Raw genomic sequence first — 21342 nt, 5'->3', positions numbered from 1 at the left:
ATAAAAATATGAATGAAACTAGCGAAAGCATATCAGAGATCACGTATAATCACCGCCAAATTTAAAGTAGAGACAATCTTGATGATTAATATTGGTCAAATAAACAACCTAGAAGTAGTAAAACAAGCAGACTTCGGTGTATTCCTTGACGCTAGCGACTATGGAACGGTGTTGCTGCCGGAACGATTTACTCCTGAAGGTGTTGAAATTGGTCAAAAGCTAGATGTTTTCTTATACATTGATTCTGACAACCAGATCGCTGCAACCACTGAAAAACCTATCGCTCAAGTAGGGCAGTTTGGCTTGATGACGGTTGAAGGTGTAAACAGCACCGGTGCATTCATGAGCTGGGGTGTGAAAGGCAAAGATCTTCTGGTTCCTTTCAGCGAGCAGCGTGGCCGTTTAAACGAAGGTCAGTCAATCTTAGTATATGTGTATATCGATAAAGCATCGAGCCGTATTGTTGGAACAACTAAGTTCAACAAGTGGTTAGACAACACACCTGCGACTTATAAGCAAAACGAACAAGTTGATCTTATCATCGCAGAGCGCAGCCAATTGGGCTACAAAGCGATCGTTAATGGCGAGCACTGGGGAATGATTTTCCCATCAGACATTATTGGTAAGCTATTCATTGGTAAGTCACTAAAAGGCTACATCAAAAACATCCGTGAAGAAGACGGTAAGATTGACTTGTCTCTTCAAAAAGTCGGTGTTGCGAAGATGGATGACTTGAGCACTAAGATTCTAGAGCTGCTTGAGAAGAAAGGCGGCTTTTTACCACTGAACGACAAGTCTTCACCTGAAGCGATTTTCACCGCATTCAGAACCAGTAAAGGTACGTTCAAAAAGACCATCGGTGGCCTGTACAAGTCAGGTAAAATCTCTATTGATAAAGAAGGTATTCGCTTAGCTGAATAAGCGAGTTTCTCGGTTAAAAAAAAGCCCAAACTTTCCTGTTTGGGCTTAGGGGAAAGGGCTCCGAAGAGCCTACGCTAATTGTTGTAATTCTTTGTCTGATAGACTGAAGTCTAGTTTAAATTCCTCAATAAGCGATTTTCTATAACTCAAATAGTGAGTTGAATTGATATTTATGTTTTTAAGCGTTGATTCGACATTATTTTTAATCGCACCGAGTTATCTGATGTGAATAGAAAAAGCCCAAACAATTTACGTTGTTTGGGCTTTTTGTTTATTCGTATGCTTTAAGCAGTTAAGCACAATTAGAACAGGTTCTTATCGCGTACAAGCTCTCGTGGTAAACCGTTCTTCACTCGGTTGCCTACCCACTTACCAAGGCCGATGATCGCGCCGTTGTATTTAACTAGCACTTCGCCTTTGCCTGACAAGCCTTCTGGGCGCACATCTCGTCCCATGAACCACTCACGCGCGTCTTCGATGTTAAGCTCTACAACGTTGGCTTCGTTACCTGTAGCCAGTGTTGTGGCTACCTGATGCTGCCAGCGGTAGCCTCTCTTATGAGTCTCAGCAATCTTAATGCCCATACGAGAGAAACGGAACTTACCAATCATCGGCTCCAGTGCTTCAGGAAATAGCCAAACGTCTTTGTCACGAATCCATACCTGAGTATCACTTGGTAATTCGATATCTAGCGCGCCTAAAAGCTGATCCGCAACTTCTTCCTGTGCTTTTTTATTGGCTTTTTCAAATGGGAATTTACCCAAGCGTTTCTTCACTTCTGGTGGTGTCACAGAAGCGAGTTTACGGATACGTGCAACGAAGAAACCTTCCGAGTCATAAACCTGTGGGAAGATGTGAAGAAAGCCTTCTTCAGTCGTGGTCGCTTTTGCATTGTCGAATAAGTTTTCTAAAGATTCGAACTCAACTGCGTCACCAAAGGTATCTTTTAGGTGATGACATACTTGTTGGTTCTCTTCGGTGCTTAATGTACAGGTTGAGTAAACCAACACACCATTAGGTTTGAGAGCGTGAAAGGCACTTTCAATCAGATCTTTTTGAGTGTCAGCAATATCGACGACAGACTGATAAGTCCAGTTCTTCATCGCGTCAGCGTCTTTACGAATGGTACCTTCGCCAGAGCAGGGTGCGTCTAACAACACAGCATCGAATTGCTCTGGTAGCCAACCACCGAAGACTCTGCCATCAAAGTTACTTAGTGCTACATTACGCACGCCACAGCGCTCTATGTTAGCGTGAAGGACTTTTACTCGGCTTGCTGCATATTCATTAGCAACCAGTACGCCACGGTTATCCATCAAGGCTGCTATTTGAGTCGTTTTCGAACCTGGAGCAGCAGCGGTGTCTAACACGGCTTGATAATTCTCTTCGCCTTGGAATAGAGCGGACGGTGGCATCATCGAGCTGGCTTCTTGAATGTAGAATAGGCCAGACATGTGCTCCGCTGTATTGCCTAAAGGAGCTTCACTTTCATCTGCAGTGATCCAAAAACCTGTTTCACACCAAGGTACTGCTACCAGCTCCCAACCTTTGTCTTTAGCGCGTACGAGGAAGTCATCAACACTGATCTTCAGCGTGTTCACTCGAATACTTTTACGAAGTGGCTTTTGACAAGAAGCGACAAACGAAACCATATCTAGATGGCTTGGCATTATGCCTTCAATATGAGTAAGGAATTCTTCTGGGATATATACGTTAGCGTGCAAAAGGGTATCTCGATTGATAGCGTTATTGCGCGCAGTTTAAAGCAAAATGAGATTGTCCTAAACCAAATTTGTTTTAAACAATAAAAATGCAGCCTTTTGGCTGCATTTTAAATTGAATCATGTGTGTTTCAGTGTGGAAACTTAGTTCACTAAGGGCGAGGTATAGCGGTTCTCCAAGATTTCCATTCATCTTCGGCTTGAGGATATAAATAGAAAGATTGGTTTTCTTCTGCCAACGGTTGTAGTTCATTCGTTGGGGGCGTTGAGAAAGTAATCCCACCTCTTAACAAGCTATCTACTGTTCCTGCCTTGATGTTTGCGCCAGACAAACCGATAGAGACGTCAACCCCAGACACATTCCAAAAAACGCTGTTTGAGCGAATCAGATAGGCGTATTCAGGTTTGATCTGAATGGTTGAGATAATACGGTCTGCAAATTCACCCAGTTTTACGTCAATCACAGAACCAATTTCTAGTTCTCTGAATAGAATTGGTGTGCCTTCAGATATCGAACCTCTTGTTTCACTCTGCAACGTAAATACTTTGCCTTCAGGTTGTACGGGGCCTTGGCTGAGCTTAAATGCCGTGGTTTTGTCGCCTTTTCCTGGTTCAACATTGATGTGTTTAGAGAGCAGTGCCGATACGTTTTTGATACCGTTTAGGCTGATCTCCGGTTCTGCTAACCAAAAGTGGCTGTTTGCGACTGCAATTTTCTTAACGTATTCCGGTAAAACGCGAGCGGTAATTTCGATACCACCTTTGTTAAAGTTCGGAATCACTAGAGTGACTTCACCAACTGTTACGCCCTGATACTTGATCGCCATGCCTTTGCTGACTTCTTGGTCGCCAGAAGAGGTGATGGTAATCGCACGGCCAAACTTTCTCGCCGATTTCGAATCGGCGTATAGCTTCCAAGCGTTACCAAGCTTATTGTCGATCCCAGGTAGTGAGTCAAAGGCAATACCGCCTTGAATCAGCGTTTTAACCGGCGCGGCTTTAATGCTGATACCTGATAAAGAGGCATCGACTTCAACACCTGAACGATTCCAGAAAACCGTGTGTTTGTTAATCAAGTGTGTGTAACGGTTTTCAATGGTTACTTCGATTCTTACGCCACCATCTGCAAGTTGAAAGTTAGAAATGCTACCGACTTGAAGGTTGCGGTAGAGAAGAGGGCTTCCTTTCGAAATAGAAGGCAGTTCACTGGCAAACAACGACATCTTTTTAGAGCCAGTTTGATTGAACTTGGCGATCTCTGCTAATGACTTACTTTGGAATAATTGATAGTTAGAGCGAGACTTACTGTTGCCTTCACTCACAAAGCTAATAGAGCCACTCAACAGTTGTTTGGCTGGTGGTACTGTGACGCTTAGCCCTGACTCTGTAAGTTCTGCCGTCGCACTGCCTGTTACGAAGAAGCGGTTATTACTTTTGATCAGGTGCGCATATTGGTTGTCGATCAGCGCATCCATGAATACTTCATGCTTGTCGTTACCAGTTCCAACACTCTCAACCAGCCCAACATCAATGATTGAACCAACGGCGATGCCTTTATAAAGCAATTGGGTTCCGACATCCAAACCAAATGAATTGTTAGAGGTTAGACGAATCGCAACAGACTTTTCTTGCACCTGGCTGAACTCGTTCTTGCGAATAGCGGTAAACCGACGAGACTTTTCACCTTCACCAGGTACTAATGTTAAGAAGTTACCTGTCACCAAGTTAGCAATGTTCTTCATACCTGTTAGCGACAGTTCAGCTTCTTCCAGAACGAATTTACTACCGCTGTTCAAAAAGTCACTGAATGCCGGTTGGATAGCGGCAGAAGCCACCACGTTTTCACGACCTTTGCTCAACGATAAATCGGTAATCTGACCAATTTCGATGCCTCGGTACATTATAGGTGCACCGGTTGCACTTATCTTGTTGTCGTCTGGCACTGCGATCTTGATTGAGATACCACGACCTGCGGTCTTTAGATCGGGGTAGAGTTTGAATTCAGTGTTCATATCTACCGGTTGGCCTTCTCCCGGGGAGTCGACCGCAATCGAACCACCAAGTAGGGCACTTAAGCTCTCTAATCGTACGTCAACACCAGTAAAGCCGATACTCGCCCCCAAGCCGCTGACATTCCAAAAACGACTTTGGTCGGTAATGATATGGCTGTATTCATCTTTGATGGCCGCTTGAATGGTTACCGACTTAGCATTTTCATTGAGTTGATAGTTATAAACTTCACCAATCGGGATTTTACGGTAAACAATTTGTGAACCGACAGATACGCCGCCAAGGTCTTTAGTCGTCAGCGATATATTGAGGCCTTCGGAAGCCAATAAGTCAGAAGGTGACGATTTTAAGGCCTGAAACACCGTTTCTGCTTTTTCTTTGGTTTCACTAGGGTGAATCGCAATATAGTTACCGGAAACAAGGGCGTCTAAACCAGAAATGCCAGATAGGCTGGCTGTGGGTTTTACTAGCCAGAAACGCGTTCCCTTCGAAAGAAGCTTTTGAGCCTCAGGGTAGATGTCTGCATCAACATAAATGCTTGATAAGTCTTTGGACAACGTGATGTCGCGAACCATACCCACTTCTAAGCCTTGATAGCGAATCGTGGTTCGGCCTGCGACTAACCCCGCGGCATCCGAGAAGTAGATCTGCACACGTTGTCCTGCATCGTGTACTGACTTCATAACCAGCCAACCAGCAAGTGCTACGGTTAGAATCGGCAGAATCCACAAAGGTGAGATCCCTTTGTTTTTTTTTACTTCTGGTAAATATGACGTTTGTGATTGGTTATTGTTGTTCATTCACTGACTCATTTTTAGAGGTGTGGTTATCCCAAATTAGCCTAGGATCTAAGCTTTCCGCTGCCAGCATGGTCATAACAACAACGACACCGAAAGCCACAGCACCATAACCTGGTGTAAAGTTTAAAATTTGTCCACGGTCGACCAAGGTCATCATGATCGAAATAACGAAGAGATCCATTACCGACCATTTACCTACCCATTTCACAATGAAATAGATGGTCATTCTTTGCCTGTGATAGCGTGCTCGCTTCATCTGTATACAAAGCAATATGTACGTAAGCCCGAGAATCTTAGCTACTGGAACCACGATACTTGCAATAAAGATAATTGCTGCTATGCCGTACATATCCGTATTGATGAGTGAAGCGATACCCGAAATGGTCGTGTCTTCTAGCCTTTGTCCGTTGGTGATTACGATCGAAATTGGAATGACGTTCGCTGGTATTATGGCAACGGAAGCCGCAAATAACAGTGCCCAAGTCTTTTGTATAGAGTATGGCTTGCGGTGATATAAGTTATGGTGGCAACGTACACAAGCGTCACCTTCAGGCTGAGATAGGTGGCAGTTGTGACAGTGAACATTTTTGCTCTCTATAAAAGAGTAGTCTGATTCTTGAGCCCAAGCTTCCCAGTAACGACGCACACTAATGCGGCTCACCAGTAAAACGCTGAATAACTGCAGTAGAATCAATCCAATTAAACCGGGGCCAACAAAAATATCGGAATAGTCTTGTAGTTTGAAACACGAGATGGCCACACTCACCAAAAACACATCCAACATCATCCAATGCTTTAAGGTTTGGATAATCGCTAATGAGTAACGAAATAGTGTGAAAATTTTAAAACGCAATGATGCGTGTGTTATCAGTACAGAAGTACAGACAAGGAACGGCGCGATAGAGCTACAAAATAAAATGAGTAATCCAAGCAGTGGGAAGCCTTCTCCCATTAAGGTGAACACACCCGATGGCAGTGTTGCTGGTATCATGACGCCGATGAGACGGATACTGATGAAGTCAAAGAAGTGCGAAGGAATAAATAGCAATAAGCAGGTGATTGCGATGGCTAGGTTTCCAGAGAGACCAGTTGTGCCTCCGCGGTATAACTGAGTCCCGCACCTAGGGCAGTAAGCTGACTTCCCATGTGGGATGTCTATCTTGTCGACTGGGAGTTCACAGCCTTGGCATAGTCGTACAGAACTGTTGTCGCACGAGTGTTTACCTTGTGAAGGTTCGGATGATGGCTGATCGCTCGGTAATGGCTCAGCCGTGACAGGGTTAGACTGGGAGGTCACAAGACCTCCCGAGTTGAAACGTTGGTCAAAACATCGCAGTGACTTAACTTACTAGAACGACAAACATTAGGCGTGCGATTGCACACTGCCATAGAGTGTTTGATAAAGTCCTTGTTGTTCAACCAATTCACCATGTGTTCCCGTCTGTGTGACTTGTCCATCTTCTAAAACATAGATCAGATCAGCTTGTTTCACTGCTGATAATCGATGTGCCACAATCAAAGTTGTGCGATCTTTCAAAAATTCGCTTAGTGCTTTGTGCAGAGCTGACTCTGTCGCTGTATCAAGTGCTGATGTTGCTTCATCTAGAATAACAAACTTCGGATTGCTCAACACCATACGGGCGATGGCCAGTCGTTGTCGTTGGCCACCAGACAGTCGAACGCCATTCCTACCAATTTGAGTATCCAAACCGTTACTTAGCTGCTTAATTACATCTTGCATCTGAGACACTTCAAGCGCACGCCATAGCGACATTTCATCGTATTCGGCGCCGAGGGTCAGATTATGCCTCAATGTGTCATTAAAAAGTATAGGTTGCTGTAAAACAACGGCAATTTGATTACGAATGACATCAAAGCTGATGTCGTCGGTTGTTTCTCCGTTATAACGAATACACCCAGAGTCTGCTTGATAAACCCCAATCAGCAGCTGTATTAACGTCGATTTACCTCCACCGCTGGCACCGACAAGAGCGACCTTTTTACCCGCGGGTATATGTAAGGATAGCTTATTTAAAACAGTGTTTTCTAATGTGTAGGAAAATGTAACATCTTCAATGTCGACGGTCACTTCTTGATGTTCATTGAACGGGTTCACTTTACTCACCGGACGATGTTCTTCTTCAAGTAGCAGTAGATCGTTAATGCGTTGGAGCGCGGCCTTCGCGCTATACCACGAAAACTGAATGCCTAATAACTCTTGAACAGGACCGAGCATGAACCATAAGTAGCCGAAGACTGCGAAAATTTGGCCAATGGTTAAGTCACTAAATAAAACCATCAACATTGCGACGGCGCGGAATAGCTCAAAGCCTAATAGAAATAGTAAAAAGGACACCCGACCTGCGGCTTCAGATTGCCATGCGTATTTATCGGCATCGATTCTTACTTGGTTTGCTTGAACTTTCAGTTCGTCAAGAAAGATACGCTCTTTGTTAGCGGCACGAAGTTGATAGATACCATCCAAAGTCTCGACTAGGCGACTCTGAAAACGCTCAAAAGACTGGTTTTCATATTTCTTAAGGTGTTTAACACGGCTACCGAGTTTACGAGAAAAATAAATAACAACAGGATTGACCAGTAGAATGAATAGCCCTAAACGCCACTCTAACCATAGTAAGACGATAGCGGTGCCGAGCACTGTTAAGAAGCTGATGATAAATTTAGAGAGGGTCGATCCAATGAACTTATCAATAGTCTCTATGTCTGTAATAAGGTGAGCATTAATACCGCCGCTGCCTTTGGTCTCGTATTGTCGGATGCTAATACGGCCAAGTTTATCAATCATCTTGCTACGCATTTGGTAGGTGATCGTTTTGGAAACTAAAGTGAATTGACGACCTTGTAGAATATTCAACGCTTGACTGGCAGAGCGCATCAAGATGACCAGCAAGAGAGTAAGAGCAATATAGCCAGTTGGCGTTTGTAGCGAGGCTGGAAGTAGGTGATTCATCATCTCTAACCCTGAAGCTGGCTTATCAAGCAAAACTTCATCAACCATAAGTGGCATAAGCAGAGGGATAGGGACACTAATTAAGGTTGCAAGAATGGCAACAAAGTTAGCAAATAGTAATTTGGACTTGTGTTTTTTTACTTGAGTTATCAACCAAGAACGGCTAATAGTATCTTCTGAATTGTTCATTGTAATGAGAATAAGTCCTATTTAGTTTGATGGCCGCATTTTACTGCGTTCTCTTGATAATGGAAGTCTCAATTTAATTGGAAGTTAATATGAAAATAGAACATTACCAACGCTTAACCAAACAAGCCATTGCATTAATTGAATCAGAAACCGATCTAATCGCGAATCTTGCAAATATTAGCTCACTATTGTTAATGGAATTAGATGAACTTAATTGGGCTGGCTTTTACTTAATAAAGCAAGATAAGCAAATGCAACAAGATGAGCTTGTGCTTGGTCCATTCCAAGGTCAGCCAGCGTGTGTTCGAATTCCAGTAGGGCGTGGAGTCTGTGGAACTGCGATTGCGACGAATACAGTTCAGCGCATTCATGATGTGCATGAGTTCGAAGGTCACATCGCTTGTGACGCTGCAAGTAACTCAGAAATCGTTATTCCATTCTCTATCGATGGTAAAGTCGTGGGTGTTCTTGACATCGATAGTCCAAATATTGGTCGTTTTTCTCAAATTGATGAAGACGGATTGACATTTTTTATGGCTGAAGTGGAAAAGGTGCTTAATTCGCACGCGAACAAAGCATAAATTATTCTCTTACTGTGGTTTTTCCCAAGCATCTCTCTATAATACGTAAAAATATTTTCTTAATGCTCGCGGAAAACCGCAAAAACCAGGAACCCACATGGAAAACACTGAAAAGTTAAAAAACAGCAAAGAAGTTATCGCATATGTTGCTGAATGTTTCCCTAAATGCTTTACTCTAGAAGGTGAAGCAAAACCACTTAAAATTGGTATTTTTCAAGATCTTGCTGAACGTCTAAATGAAGACGAAAAAGTAAGTAAGACTCAGCTTCGTGCAGCGTTAAGACAGTACACATCATCATGGCGTTACCTGCACGGCGTAAAAGCTGGCGCAGATCGTGTTGACCTAGACGGCAACGCGTGTGGCACATTAGAAGAAGAGCACGTAGAACACGCTAAAGCTACACTTGCAGAAAGCAAAGCGAAAGTTCAGGCTCGTCGTAAAGAACAAGCACAGAAAGCTCGTGAAGAAGGCAAAGCGAAAACTAAGGCGAAGAAAGCTCAACAGCCTCGTCGCCAAGCGCCTAAAGCACCCAAAGTAGAAAAGCCTGTAGAAACACGCGCTTTGAACGCCGATGAATTCATCGCTGGCAAAGAAGTAAATGTGAACATGGGTACAGGAAACATGGCTGCGACCATTGTTGAAATCAATAAGGAAGATGTACGTGTTCAGTTAGCAAACGGCCTACAAATGGTTGTTAAAGCGGAGCACTTGCGCGCTTAAAGGAGATACTCCTACGCATGAAATGCCGTTCAAAATTGACACTGATTGCTGCTAGCTTTTGTCTAGCAGCTTCAGTTCAGGCTCTTGAAGCCAAATTAGATCAGGACGATTTACCTTTACTCGCTCCTGAGGTCCAACACGAAACTGCTAGTAAACGTGTTACTTCTCGATTTACTCGTTCTCACTATAAACACTTCAATCTCAACGATGATTTCTCTCAAGCTATCTTTAATCGTTATTTAGAGATGCTGGATTATAATCGTAATATCTTCACTCAAGCTGATATTGACTTTTTCTCCTCATCATCTGTGCAAATTGATGATCAGCTGAAAGCGGGAAATAACCAGATTGCTTTCGATGTTTATAATCTTTCCATGCAGAAGCGTTTTGAACGTTTTCAGTATGCGTTGTCGTTGTTAGATACTGAGATTAAGTTTGATACTGATGAAAGTATTGAGCTCAATCGTAGTGAAGCAGAGTGGCCGAAAGATATCGCCGAAGTGAATGAGCTTTGGAGGAAGCGTGTCAAATACGACGCGTTGAATCTAAAACTCACTGGTAAAGAGTGGCCAGAGATTCAAGAGGTTTTGGAAAAGCGTTACAACAATGCAATTAAGCGTATTACGCAATCGCATAATGAAGATGCTTTCCAAATCTACATGAACGCATTTGCGCGTGAAGTTGATCCTCATACCAGTTACCTTTCTCCAAGAAATGCAGAGCAATTCCAATCAGAGATGAATCTATCTTTGGAAGGTATTGGTGCTGTGCTTCAGATGACTGATGACTATACCGTTATTCGCTCGTTAGTTGCTGGTGGCCCTGCGTCAAACAGCAAACAATTGAGCGATGGTGACCGCATTGTCGGTGTTGGCCAAGATGGCGAAGAGGTTGTTGATGTTATCGGCTGGCGCTTAGACGACGTAGTACAGCTGATTAAGGGCCCGAAAGGGACCAAAGTTAAGCTACAGATCTTGCCTGAAGGTAATGACGCAAAAAGCCACGTTGTCACAATTGTACGAGACAAGATTCGTTTAGAAGACCGTGCTGTTAAATCTGAAGTTATCGAGAAAGATGGCAAGAAGATTGGTGTTCTTGAAGTACCAAGTTTCTATGTTGGCCTTTCTAAAGATACTGATAAACTGATCACTGAGCTTAAAAAGCAAGGTGTTGAAGGTATTATCGTTGATCTTCGAAACAACGGTGGTGGTGCACTGACTGAAGCAACCGAACTCTCTGGTTTATTTATCAAAGAGGGACCCGTTGTTCAGGTTCGCGATAGTTACGGTCGTGTCAAAGTGAACAGTGACACCGACGGCGAAATCAGCTACCAAGGCCCATTAACGGTATTGGTGAATCGCTACAGTGCGTCAGCTTCTGAGATTTTTGCAGCAGCGATGCAAGATTACGGTCGTGCAATTATTCTTGGCGAAAACTCTTTCGGTAAAGGAACGGTGCAACAACATCGCTCTTTGAATCATATCTATGATTTGTTTGACAAAGAGTTGGGCTACGTTCAATACACAATTCAGAAATTCTACCGAATCAATGGTGGCAGTACGCAAAACAAAGGTGTAGTACCTGATATTGCGTACCCAACGCCAATTGATCCAGCAGATACAGGTGAAAGTGTTGAAGATAATGCTCTGCCTTGGGATAGTATTGATAAAGCAAGCTACTCAGTGTTACAGCGTAATGATGAAAAGATAGTTGCTTTAACTGCTCAACATCAAGCTCGTATTGCTACTGACATGGAATTTGGCTTTATCGCGCAAGATATTGAAAAATACAAGGCAGATAAAGACAATAACGACCTTTCTTTGAATGAAAAGGTACGTCAGCAAGAGAGTGATGATGCGGATGTGCTTCGTCTAGAGCGTATCAACCAACGTCAAAAAGCCGCTAAATCAGAGGTATTTAAAACGTTAGATGATATTCCTAAAGACTATGAAGCCCCGGATGCTTATCTTGAAGAGTCAGTTGCTATCATGCTGGATATGCTCAAGAAATAGAGCAAATACCGGTTAAAAGGTGATTGTTTAGAGATGCAAAATTTAAAAAGCGAGCCTAGGCTCGCTTTTTTTGTGTCTATGATTTGACAGGAATACCTGATTGTAACCGTTGAGATTCTTGCAAAGAACACTCAATACTCAGGGTTATTTTGCTCTATTTTGCGTCGAACAATAACATTTAAGTTACTTTGCACTTAAAATTTAGTGACTTGGATCATATTTTTTCGCTTTCTATTCATTATGTGCCTAAGCTTAAAGAAAAAGAGGGGGCGCATATGAAATGGATTTTACTAATTTTATCTTGTTTAAGTTTTGTTGCTTTTGGGAGCGAGGTAGCTTCGAGCAGCCAACAATCAAAAAGTGATAGTAATCTATCTCATTTTGACCTTCCTCTGTTGCTTGGCGATTGGTATTTGATGAATCCAGATCCTGAGCAAGGCACTGAAAACTTTAGAGCAATCAAACTCACTCTCGATTCAAATTACTCATTCACTATTGATATCCAAAAGAAAGACTACAGTGTCTATCATTGGGAAGGTTTATATAACGCCAATGAAGATACGCTCATTCTGGGTTTGAATACTTCAGAACCCCAAGTTTATGCTTACAGTAGTAACCATAATATGCTGAACCTTAACGGTGTTATGTTCACCAAGGCTTTACCAAACGCATTGGCGGGAATATGGTCAAGCGCAGAACTTTCCGGAAGCGATTTACGTGCCAGTAACATTCAAAAAATGGATTTAGTGCTTCAACCTGACTTTATCTTTATGTTCCGAGTATCAGATGAAGAAGGTGGTGAAGTCATTCGTCGCGGAGTGTATTACACTGAAGGTGATCAGTTGGTTTTACTTTATGAGAACGGTGAACACGGCACTCGTTACACATTAAATAGTGATGTGTTGACGCTTCAAGGTGAAGAAGGAGACATGTTTGCGGTGCTCAATCGTATTCGATAAGTCCGATTTTTAGCCCTAAAATTGAACTCGTTTATAATATGGTTTGTTGCTTATTTATTAGGCGTTCCCATCAGATTTTATTCATAAAATAGTAAAATATGGAGGCATTTTCCTACAATGCCTTCTTTTTTTAATATTCCCCTTGTTTTATTGGCGCTCAACCTTTAGATATATACAGTTAAAAATAATTACGTATAACGATCAAAAGGAACCCGTCATGGCACATACACCTCAAGCCAAATATCGTAAAGATTATCAATCACCATCTCACACTATTTCTGAAATCGATCTGACTTTCGATTTGTACGATTCAGCATCCATCATTACTGCTGTTTCTAGTGTTAAGCAGGAGAAAGAAAGCTCGACATTAGTACTTGAGGGTGAAGGCTTGAAGTTGGTGTCTATTTTGGTTGAAGGTAAGGAGTGGACGCAGTTCGAACAGTCTGAAACTCTACTTACTTTGAATGATCTTCCGAATGATTTTACATTAACGATCGTGACGGAAGTTGACCCTGAAGGGAACAGCGCACTTGAAGGTTTGTACAAGTCGGGTGGTGCGTTCTGTACTCAATGTGAAGCTGAAGGTTTCCGCCGCATTACTTACTATATGGATCGCCCGGATGTGTTGGCGAAATTCACGACAACGGTCATCGCAGACAAAGCTGAAAACCCATTCTTATTAAGTAATGGTAACCGTATCGACAAAGGCGAAGCTGAAAACGGCCGTCACTGGGTGAAATGGCAAGACCCACATCCAAAACCAGCGTACCTGTTTGCTTTAGTTGCGGGTGACTTCGATGTACTTCGTGATGCATACACTACGCAATCTGGTCGTAATGTTGACTTAGAAATCTTTGTCGACAAAGGTAACCTCGACCGAGCAAACCATGCGATGGTTTCTTTGATTAATTCAATGAAGTGGGACGAAGAGCGCTTCAATCTTGAGTATGACTTAGACATCTACATGATCGTAGCCGTTGATTTCTTCAACATGGGTGCGATGGAAAATAAAGGCCTGAATGTATTTAACTCTAAATTCGTTTTAGCGAATGACCAAACCGCGACAGATACCGACTACCTAGGTATTGAAGCCGTTATTGGCCACGAATATTTCCATAACTGGACAGGTAACCGAGTCACTTGTCGTGATTGGTTCCAGCTGAGTTTGAAAGAAGGTTTAACGGTTTTCCGTGACCAAGAGTTCTCTTCTGATCTTGGCTCTCGCGCAGTAAACCGCATCAATAATGTTCGTATTATTCGTGGTCCACAATTCGCAGAAGATGCGAGCCCAATGTCTCACCCAATTCGCCCAGAAAAAGTGATAGAAATGAATAACTTCTACACATTGACGGTATACGAAAAGGGCAGTGAAGTGATCCGAATGATCCACACATTGTTGGGTGAAGACGGTTTCCAAAAAGGCATGAAGCTATACTTTGAACGTCACGATGGCACGGCAGCAACATGTGAAGATTTCGTCGCGGCAATGGAAGACGCATCGGGTGTTGATCTGTCTCAGTTCCGTTTATGGTATAGCCAATCAGGTACGCCAACGCTTTCTGTTGAAAGCCATTTCGACGCAGAGAAAAAAGAGTACACGTTAACGACTCGCCAAGCAACAACGCCAACTCATGAGCAAACCGAAAAGCAAGCTCTGCATATCCCTCTAGATATCGAGCTATACACAGCGTCGGGTGATGTGATTGAGTTACAATGTAACGGTCAGCCAGTTCATAATGTATTAGATGTGAAAGAAGCAGAACAAACGTTTGTGTTTGAGAATGTAAACGAGCAACCAGTTCCATCTGTGCTGCGTGAGTTTTCTGCACCGGTGAAACTTGAATACAACTATTCAGACGAAGAGCTGATCTTCTTGATGGTGAATGCTCGCAACGAATTCTCTCGTTGGGATGCAGGGCAAATGCTGCTAGCGAAATACATCCGTAGCAACGTAGATAACGTTCAACAAGGCCAAAAGTTTGCACTTTCTTCTGAAGTGGTTGATGCATTCCGTGGTGTATTGCTCAGTGATTCGTTAGAACCTGCATTTATTGCAGAGATGCTTTCACTACCAAGCCATAATGAAGTATCGGGTTGGTACGAGCGTGTCGACATCGATGCGGTTGCGTCAGTACTTCATTCAATGAAAGTGATGTTAGCAAAAGAGCTTGAAGATGAACTTGCTGCGGTTTACCACAGCAATGCATTAGCAGAATACACGATTGACCATGATTCGATTGGTAAGCGTACTTTGCGTAAAGTGTGTCTAAGTTATTTAGCTCATACTGAAAAGGGTAATGACTTGGTTGTTGCTATGTACCAGCAAGCAAACAACATGACAGACACAATGGCAGCAATGGGCGCCGCGAACAGTGCACAACTTCCATGTCGTGAAACTTTAATGGCGGATTACAGCGATAAGTGGAAACACGATGGTCTTGTCATGGACAAGTGGTTTGCTCTTCAAGGAGCGAACCCAAGTTCAAACGCACTTGAAGTGATCAAGGCGTCTATGTCACACCAAGCGTTTAGTTTGAAAAACCCGAACCGTACTCGTAACTTGGTCGGTTCATTCTTAAACATGAACCCAGTTCAGTTCCACGACAAGTCAGGTCAGGGCTATGAGTTTGCAGGCGAAATCTTACGTGAGCTTAACAGTAGCAACCCACAAGTAGCATCACGTCTGATTGATCCTTTGCTTAAGTTCCGTAAGTACGATGATCAACGCCAAGCTTTGATTAAAAAGCAGCTTGAGGCTTTAAAGGGTATGGATAATCTAGCTAAAGACTTATTTGAGAAAGTGACGAAAGCACTCGAGGCTTAAGTCAGTCGCTCATTCAGGTAACTGTTTGTTAATAAGCTGTTTGATAATAAGCGGCTTGCTAATAAAATGTTTACCAATGAAGAAAAATTCATCAGTGGTAGAGGTCATCTGCCACTGATTTTTTGTTTCTGGGTCATCGAATTTTCGATAAGCTAGAGAAGTATTCAAGCTAAGTTCTACAGTCAGACATTATTAAGTGCCAAAAAACACCGGCACTGTATATTTACACAGGTATCGTATGAATCGCTATATTTTCCAACTTAACATCTCATATCAACAGTTTTTGGCTAGCTATTCTGGTGCAGCAAGTAAAGTTCAAGTGATAACGACCACTGGATTGCGTCTACAGTTACCTGCAACTCGGTTCAGACCATTTCTTACACAAATAGGGGTTAGAGGGCAATTTAGACTGACAACTGACCAAAAAAATAAGTTTATTAAGTTGGAAGCTCTGTAAACCTTGGCGTGCCTAGTGAGTTAAAAGGAATCTTAATCACATAATCAAACATTTCACCTCTTACCACCTCCAAAACAATTAACCATTTCTCAATAATGCTTTTACAATAAATGGATGCATTACCTTTACTTAACTCGTTAGTAGGAAAGAGCTCAACGGCTCAATTCAAACACCAGCTTAAGTAAGCCCCCTAATAATAAAATATAATTCTAATTGTGGAGTGTGACTATGACCGCACGTGAAACTGTGGTTCCAGTTTTACTTGAAAAAGTGTACAAACTGATTCAAGACAAACTTGACCTTGCTCATCGACCTCTCGTAACTCAACTTGCTCAACACTTGTTTAGTAACGTTTCTCAAGACGACCTAACTCAGAGAAACGAATCCGATTTATACGGTGCTGTAGTTAGTTTATGGCATCACATCAATGAAAAGAAAGCCGACGAAATTTCTGTCCGTGTTTTTAACCCGACAGTAAGTCGCCAAGGCTGGCAATCGACTCACACTATCGTTGAGATAGTGGTACCAGATAGCCCATTCCTCGTTGATTCTGTAAAAATGGCATTAACTCGCCTCGATCTCTCTTCTCACCTTATGCTTCACAACCCTACACAAATCTCCCGTTCTGATAAGGGAAGTGTTGTTGGCGTCAGCAATAATGAAGGTGTTTTCCAATCGCTTTTCCATATTGAAGTTGACCGTCTTAGCAGCAAAGCTGAAATGACAGCACTTAAAACCGAACTACTGGATATCTTTACCGATACTGGTCTTGTGGTTAATGATTGGCTGAAAATGGTAGAACGACTTGAAGAAGTCACTAATCAAGTTGAAGAGCAAAAAGAGACGATTCCAGTCGATGGCCAGCGCTTTGATGAAACTCTCGCGTTTCTTCGTTGGTTAGGCGAGCACAACTTTACGTTTATGGGTTACAAGGAATATGACCTTGTTTCTGTGAATGGCGATACTGAGCTACAACCGACCAAGGAGCAAGGCCTTGGTTTGTTCGCAAATTCAGATCGTGTACGTAACGTTAAGCTATCTGAGTTTTCAGACTCGGCACGCTTGGAAGCAAAAAAACCGTATGTACTGATCGTTACCAAGGGCAACACGGCTTCACGCATTCACCGCCCAGCTTACAATGATTACATCGGTATCAAGAAGTTTGATAAAAACGGTAAGGTCATTGGTGAGCACCGCTTTTCGGGTCTTTACACTTCTGCCGTTTATAACCAAACGGTTGAGAGCATTCCTCTCGTTCGAGAGAAAGTTGAGCGTATCTTAGATGCAAGTGGTTACCGTAAGGGTTCATATTCTTACAAAGCTCTGCACAACATTCTAGAAAACTATCCGCGTGATGAACTGCTTCAAGCTAGAGAAGAAGAGTTACTTGAAGTGGGTACTGGCGTAGTACAAATGCAAGATCGCGATCTTCTGCGTTTGTTTGTTCGTAAAGACCCGTTTGGCCGTTTCTTCAGCTGTATGGTTTACGTAACAAAAGATCGTTACAACACCGAGCTTCGTCGTCAAACCCAACGTATTTTGAAGCAATACTTCGGTTGCAAAGAAGAAGTCGAATTCACGACATACTTCTCTGAAAGCCCACTGGCAAGAACGCATTATATTGTTCGTGTTGATAACAACAACATGGATGTGGACGTGAAAACAATTGAGCAAAATTTAATGGAAGTATCGTCTACGTGGGATGACCGCCTGTCTGGATCAATCGTTGCTAACTTCGGTGAGAGCAAAGGTCTTCCGTTATCGAAAGAGTACATGCGTGCATTCCCACGTTCGTACAAAGAAGACATGATGCCTGGTTCTGCGGTTGCAGATATCGAACGTCTAGAAGCTCTGAGTGAAGACAACAAACTTGGCATGCTTTTCTATCGTCCTCAAGAAGAGGCGGCAGACTCTAAAGCCGTTCGTTTAAAATTGTTCTACCACAGTGATGAGCCGATTCACCTGTCTGATGTTATGCCAATGCTTGAAAACTTCGGTCTGCGCGTTATTGGTGAATCACCGTATGAAGTGCGCAAGACCAATGGGGTGACTTATTGGATCCTTGACTTCTCGATGCTGCATAAGAGTGACAAGACGATTGATCTTCGTGAAGCTCGCGATCTATTCCAACAAGCCTTTGCTGCGATTTGGGCGGGTGAGTTAGACAGCGATGGTTTCAACCGCTTGGTATTAGGTGCAGGTCTTTCAGGCCGTGAAATCTCAATCTTACGTGCGTATGCGCGTTACATGCGTCAAGTTGGTTTCCCATTCAGTCAACAATACATTGAAGACACATTGTCTCATTACCCAGATCTAGCAAAAGGGTTAGTGAGCTTATTCGGCAAGCGTTTTGATCCTAAATTGAAGGGCAGCGCGAAAGGCCAACAAGATCTTATCAAGAAGATCACTGAACAGTTGGATCATGTAGAAAGCTTGGATGATGATCGCATCATTCGTCGCTACATGGAAATGATCACAGCAACGCTTCGTACTAACTACTATCAGTTAGACGACAATAAACAGTCTAAACCTTGGTTGGCTCTGAAAATGAGACCAAGCGAGATTCCAGACATCCCAGCGCCGGTTCCTGCGTTTGAGATCTTCGTTTATGCACCAGACATTGAAGGTGTGCATTTACGTGGCGGCAAAGTCGCCCGTGGTGGTTTACGTTGGTCAGATCGTCAAGAGGATTTCCGTACTGAGATTCTAGGCCTAGTTAAAGCGCAACAAGTTAAGAACACAGTAATTGTACCGGTTGGTGCAAAAGGTGGTTTCGTTTGTAAGCGTCAGCACATGATGTCTGGCCGTGATGAAATTTTTGCTGAAGGTCAACGTTGTTACAAGCGCTTCATCCGTGCATTACTAGATGTATCAGACAACATCATTGAAGGCGAGGTTATCCCACCTAAGAGTGTTGTTCGTCACGATGAAGATGACCCGTACTTGGTTGTTGCTGCCGATAAAGGTACTGCAACGTTCTCAGATCTAGCAAACTCAGTATCTGATGAATACAACTTCTGGTTAGGTGATGCGTTTGCCTCTGGTGGTTCTAACGGTTACGACCATAAAGCGATGGGTATCACCGCGAAAGGTGGTTGGGAATCTGTTAAGCGTCACTTCCGTGAAATGGGCATCAACTGTCAAACAACGGATTTTACTGCTATCGGTGTAGGTGATATGGCGGGCGATGTGTTTGGTAACGGCATGCTGTTGTCTAAGCATATTCGTATACAAGCTGCGTTTAACCACATGCATATCTTCATCGACCCGAATCCAGAATCAGCATCAAGCTGGGTAGAGCGTGAGCGCTTGTTTAATCTACCTCGATCAAGCTGGGAAGATTACAACAAAGACCTTATCTCTCAAGGTGGTGGTATCTTCTCTCGTCGAGCGAAGTCTATCTCTCTTACGCCTGAAATTCAGAAAATGCTGGGGACCAAGAAAGCATCAATGGCACCGAATGACTTGATCAAAGCGATCTTGTCTATGCAGGTTGATCTTCTTTGGAATGGCGGTATCGGTACATACGTTAAGTCTTCAAACGAGACTCATACTGATGTGGGTGACCGTGCAAATGACGTGCTTCGTATCGATGGCTGTGACCTGAAAGCTAAGGTTGTTGGTGAAGGCGGTAACTTGGGTATGACTCAATTGGGTCGTATTGAATACGCGCTTACGGGTGGCCGCGTTAATACTGATTTCGTTGATAACGTTGGCGGTGTTGACTGTTCAGATAATGAAGTAAACATTAAGATCTTCTTGAATGGTTTGGTGTCTAATGGTGATCTAACCGTTAAGCAACGTAACCAAGTGCTTGAATCGATGGAAGATGAAGTGGGCGAAATCGTACTAGACGACGCATATTGCCAAGCTGAGTCTATTTCGGTTACTGAGCATCAAGGTGTTGGCTTAGTAAAAGAGCAAATCCGCTTTATTCATACAATGGAAAAAGCAGGGTACTTGGATCGTGGTTTGGAATACATCCCAGATGACGAAACACTGCTTGAGCGTGAAAAGCAGGGCCAAGGCCTAACAAGACCAGAGCTTTCTGTACTTGTCGCTTACGGTAAAATGGTACTTAAAGAAGATCTTGTTAGTGATGATATCGCTAATGATGAATTCCATGCTCAACAGCTTATGCAATACTTCCCAACAGCGTTACGTCGTAACTATTATCAGCATATGGATAACCATCCATTACGCTCTGAAATCATTGCGACGGCATTGGCTAACCAAATGGTTAACGAAATGGGTTGTAACTTCGTTACTCGTCTGCAAGAAGAGACGGGCGCAAATATCGTTGATATTGCAAATGCTTACGCAGCATCACGTGAAATCTACGGTCTTGGTAAAGTTCTGAAGAGCATCCGTGAACTGGACAATGTTTCAAGTTCTGAAGCTCAATATGAATTGATCTACCATGTTCGCCGTACACTTCGTCGTTTGGCTCGTTGGTTGTTAAGAAACCGTACTGGTAAACAGTCAGTGAAAGCATTGATTGAACTTTACCAAGGCGATGTTCTTACTATCACAGAGAAACTGGATGAAAACCTAGTGGCTTCTGAAGTAGAAGAGCATAACGCAATGGCACAGCTATGGATTGAGCAAGGCGTAAACGCTGAGTTGGCTAATTCAGTCGCGCGTTTGTCTAGCTTGTACTCAGCACTGGATATATCCACAGTGGCTCGCGAAACAGGTAAAACAGTACAACAAGCGTCTAAGCTTTACTTTAACCTTGGTGACCGCCTGTCTTTGCACTGGTTCTTGAAGCAAATTAATGGCCAAGCAGTAGACAACAACTGGCAAGCGCTGGCACGTGCAGCATTCAGGGAAGATCTGGATTGGCAGCAACGTCAGCTAACGGGCCAAGTACTTAACTGCGGTTGTGCTTCAGATATCGATGTGATTAAAGCACTTGATGACTGGATGGAAAGTAACTCGGTTTCTCTGCATCGTTGGGAAAGTATCTTGAACGAATTCAAAGTCGGTTCAGTTCATGAGTTTGCTAAGTTCTCAGTAGCACTGCGTGAATTGATGCTATTGAATCTAAACTGCATGTCGACAGACTAGCGATTAGATAAAAACGAAAAGAAACAAGGGCAGACTATATTAGGTCTGCCTTTTTCGTTTGGCTGAACAGTGTTATTTGGCAGAGCAATGTCATTTGGCTGAATAG

General features: G+C 43.1%; 12 protein-coding genes. 8 read left to right on the top strand and 4 right to left on the bottom strand.

The genetic code is table 11. From position 1 onward, the window contains the following. Positions 1–12: 12 nt before the first annotated feature. On the top strand, positions 13–921 hold the full coding sequence (locus tag ACMAZD_RS09030; RefSeq protein ID WP_435246979.1) for a CvfB family protein: 909 nt from the start codon (positions 13–15) through the stop codon (positions 919–921). Positions 922–1223: 302 nt separating this feature from the next. On the opposite strand, the gene rsmF is transcribed toward ACMAZD_RS09030, so the two are convergent. The 4 genes from rsmF to ACMAZD_RS09010 form a co-directional block, all read right to left on the bottom strand. Continuing rightward, complete coding sequence (gene rsmF, locus ACMAZD_RS09025) at positions 1224–2645, bottom strand: 16S rRNA (cytosine(1407)-C(5))-methyltransferase RsmF (protein WP_435246978.1); 1422 nt, start codon at positions 2643–2645, stop codon at positions 1224–1226. A 149-nt stretch (positions 2646–2794) separates the two neighbouring features. Next, positions 2795–5452: an MlaD family protein gene (locus ACMAZD_RS09020; RefSeq protein ID WP_435246977.1), complete on the bottom strand. Its 2658-nt coding sequence runs from the start codon at positions 5450–5452 to the stop codon at positions 2795–2797. Beyond that, on the bottom strand, positions 5439–6749 hold the full coding sequence (locus tag ACMAZD_RS09015) for a PqiA/YebS family transporter subunit (RefSeq protein ID WP_435246976.1): 1311 nt from the start codon (positions 6747–6749) through the stop codon (positions 5439–5441). The genes ACMAZD_RS09020 and ACMAZD_RS09015 overlap by 14 nt, the downstream gene beginning before the upstream one ends. Before the next feature lie 66 nt (positions 6750–6815). Then, positions 6816–8612, bottom strand: a complete 1797-nt coding sequence (locus ACMAZD_RS09010) for an ABC transporter ATP-binding protein (RefSeq protein WP_435246975.1) — start codon at positions 8610–8612, stop codon at positions 6816–6818. A gap of 89 nt (positions 8613–8701) precedes the next feature. On the opposite strand from ACMAZD_RS09010, the gene ACMAZD_RS09005 reads away from it, so the two are divergent. From ACMAZD_RS09005 to ACMAZD_RS08975, 7 genes are all read left to right on the top strand, one after another. Further along, on the top strand, positions 8702–9193 hold the full coding sequence (locus tag ACMAZD_RS09005) for a GAF domain-containing protein (RefSeq protein ID WP_435246974.1): 492 nt from the start codon (positions 8702–8704) through the stop codon (positions 9191–9193). 97 nt (positions 9194–9290) lie between these two features. Further along, complete coding sequence (proQ, locus tag ACMAZD_RS09000) at positions 9291–9914, top strand: RNA chaperone ProQ (protein ID WP_017106990.1); 624 nt, start codon at positions 9291–9293, stop codon at positions 9912–9914. 17 nt (positions 9915–9931) lie between these two features. Continuing rightward, a complete protein-coding gene (gene prc / locus ACMAZD_RS08995; protein ID WP_435246973.1) occupies positions 9932–11926 on the top strand; it encodes a carboxy terminal-processing peptidase in 1995 nt (664 codons plus the stop codon). A 275-nt stretch (positions 11927–12201) separates the two neighbouring features. Then, on the top strand, positions 12202–12885 hold the full coding sequence (locus ACMAZD_RS08990; RefSeq protein WP_435249353.1) for a hypothetical protein: 684 nt from the start codon (positions 12202–12204) through the stop codon (positions 12883–12885). A gap of 217 nt (positions 12886–13102) precedes the next feature. Next, positions 13103–15709, top strand: coding sequence for an aminopeptidase N (gene pepN / locus ACMAZD_RS08985; protein WP_435246972.1), 2607 nt, complete (start codon positions 13103–13105; stop codon positions 15707–15709). A gap of 238 nt (positions 15710–15947) precedes the next feature. Next, a complete protein-coding gene (locus ACMAZD_RS08980; protein ID WP_004733645.1) occupies positions 15948–16166 on the top strand; it encodes a DUF2835 domain-containing protein in 219 nt (72 codons plus the stop codon). Positions 16167–16394: 228 nt separating this feature from the next. Continuing rightward, positions 16395–21236, top strand: coding sequence for an NAD-glutamate dehydrogenase (locus tag ACMAZD_RS08975; RefSeq protein ID WP_435246971.1), 4842 nt, complete (start codon positions 16395–16397; stop codon positions 21234–21236). The last annotated feature ends 106 nt before the right edge of the window (positions 21237–21342 follow it).

It is taken from the genome of Vibrio sp. nBUS_14, from assembly GCF_051201655.1.
In the GTDB taxonomy this organism is placed as follows: Bacteria; Pseudomonadota; Gammaproteobacteria; order Enterobacterales; family Vibrionaceae; genus Vibrio.
This window is presented reverse-complemented; position numbering and strand designations above follow the sequence as displayed.

Bases quoted from the DNA above. Each gene is read 5' to 3' on its own strand.
- ACMAZD_RS09030 (WP_435246979.1), top strand. From the start codon at position 13: ATGAAACTAGCGAAAGCATATCAGAGATCACGTATAATCACCGCCAAA.
- ACMAZD_RS09020 (WP_435246977.1), bottom strand. From the start codon at position 5,452: ATGAACAACAATAACCAATCACAAACGTCATATTTACCAGAAGTAAAA.
- ACMAZD_RS08975 (WP_435246971.1), top strand. From the start codon at position 16,395: ATGACCGCACGTGAAACTGTGGTTCCAGTTTTACTTGAAAAAGTGTAC.
- pepN (WP_435246972.1), top strand. From the start codon at position 13,103: ATGGCACATACACCTCAAGCCAAATATCGTAAAGATTATCAATCACCA.
- ACMAZD_RS09005 (WP_435246974.1), top strand. From the start codon at position 8,702: ATGAAAATAGAACATTACCAACGCTTAACCAAACAAGCCATTGCATTA.
- ACMAZD_RS08980 (WP_004733645.1), top strand. From the start codon at position 15,948: ATGAATCGCTATATTTTCCAACTTAACATCTCATATCAACAGTTTTTG.
- ACMAZD_RS09010 (WP_435246975.1), bottom strand. From the start codon at position 8,612: ATGAACAATTCAGAAGATACTATTAGCCGTTCTTGGTTGATAACTCAA.
- proQ (WP_017106990.1), top strand. From the start codon at position 9,291: ATGGAAAACACTGAAAAGTTAAAAAACAGCAAAGAAGTTATCGCATAT.
- prc (WP_435246973.1), top strand. From the start codon at position 9,932: ATGAAATGCCGTTCAAAATTGACACTGATTGCTGCTAGCTTTTGTCTA.
- ACMAZD_RS08990 (WP_435249353.1), top strand. From the start codon at position 12,202: ATGAAATGGATTTTACTAATTTTATCTTGTTTAAGTTTTGTTGCTTTT.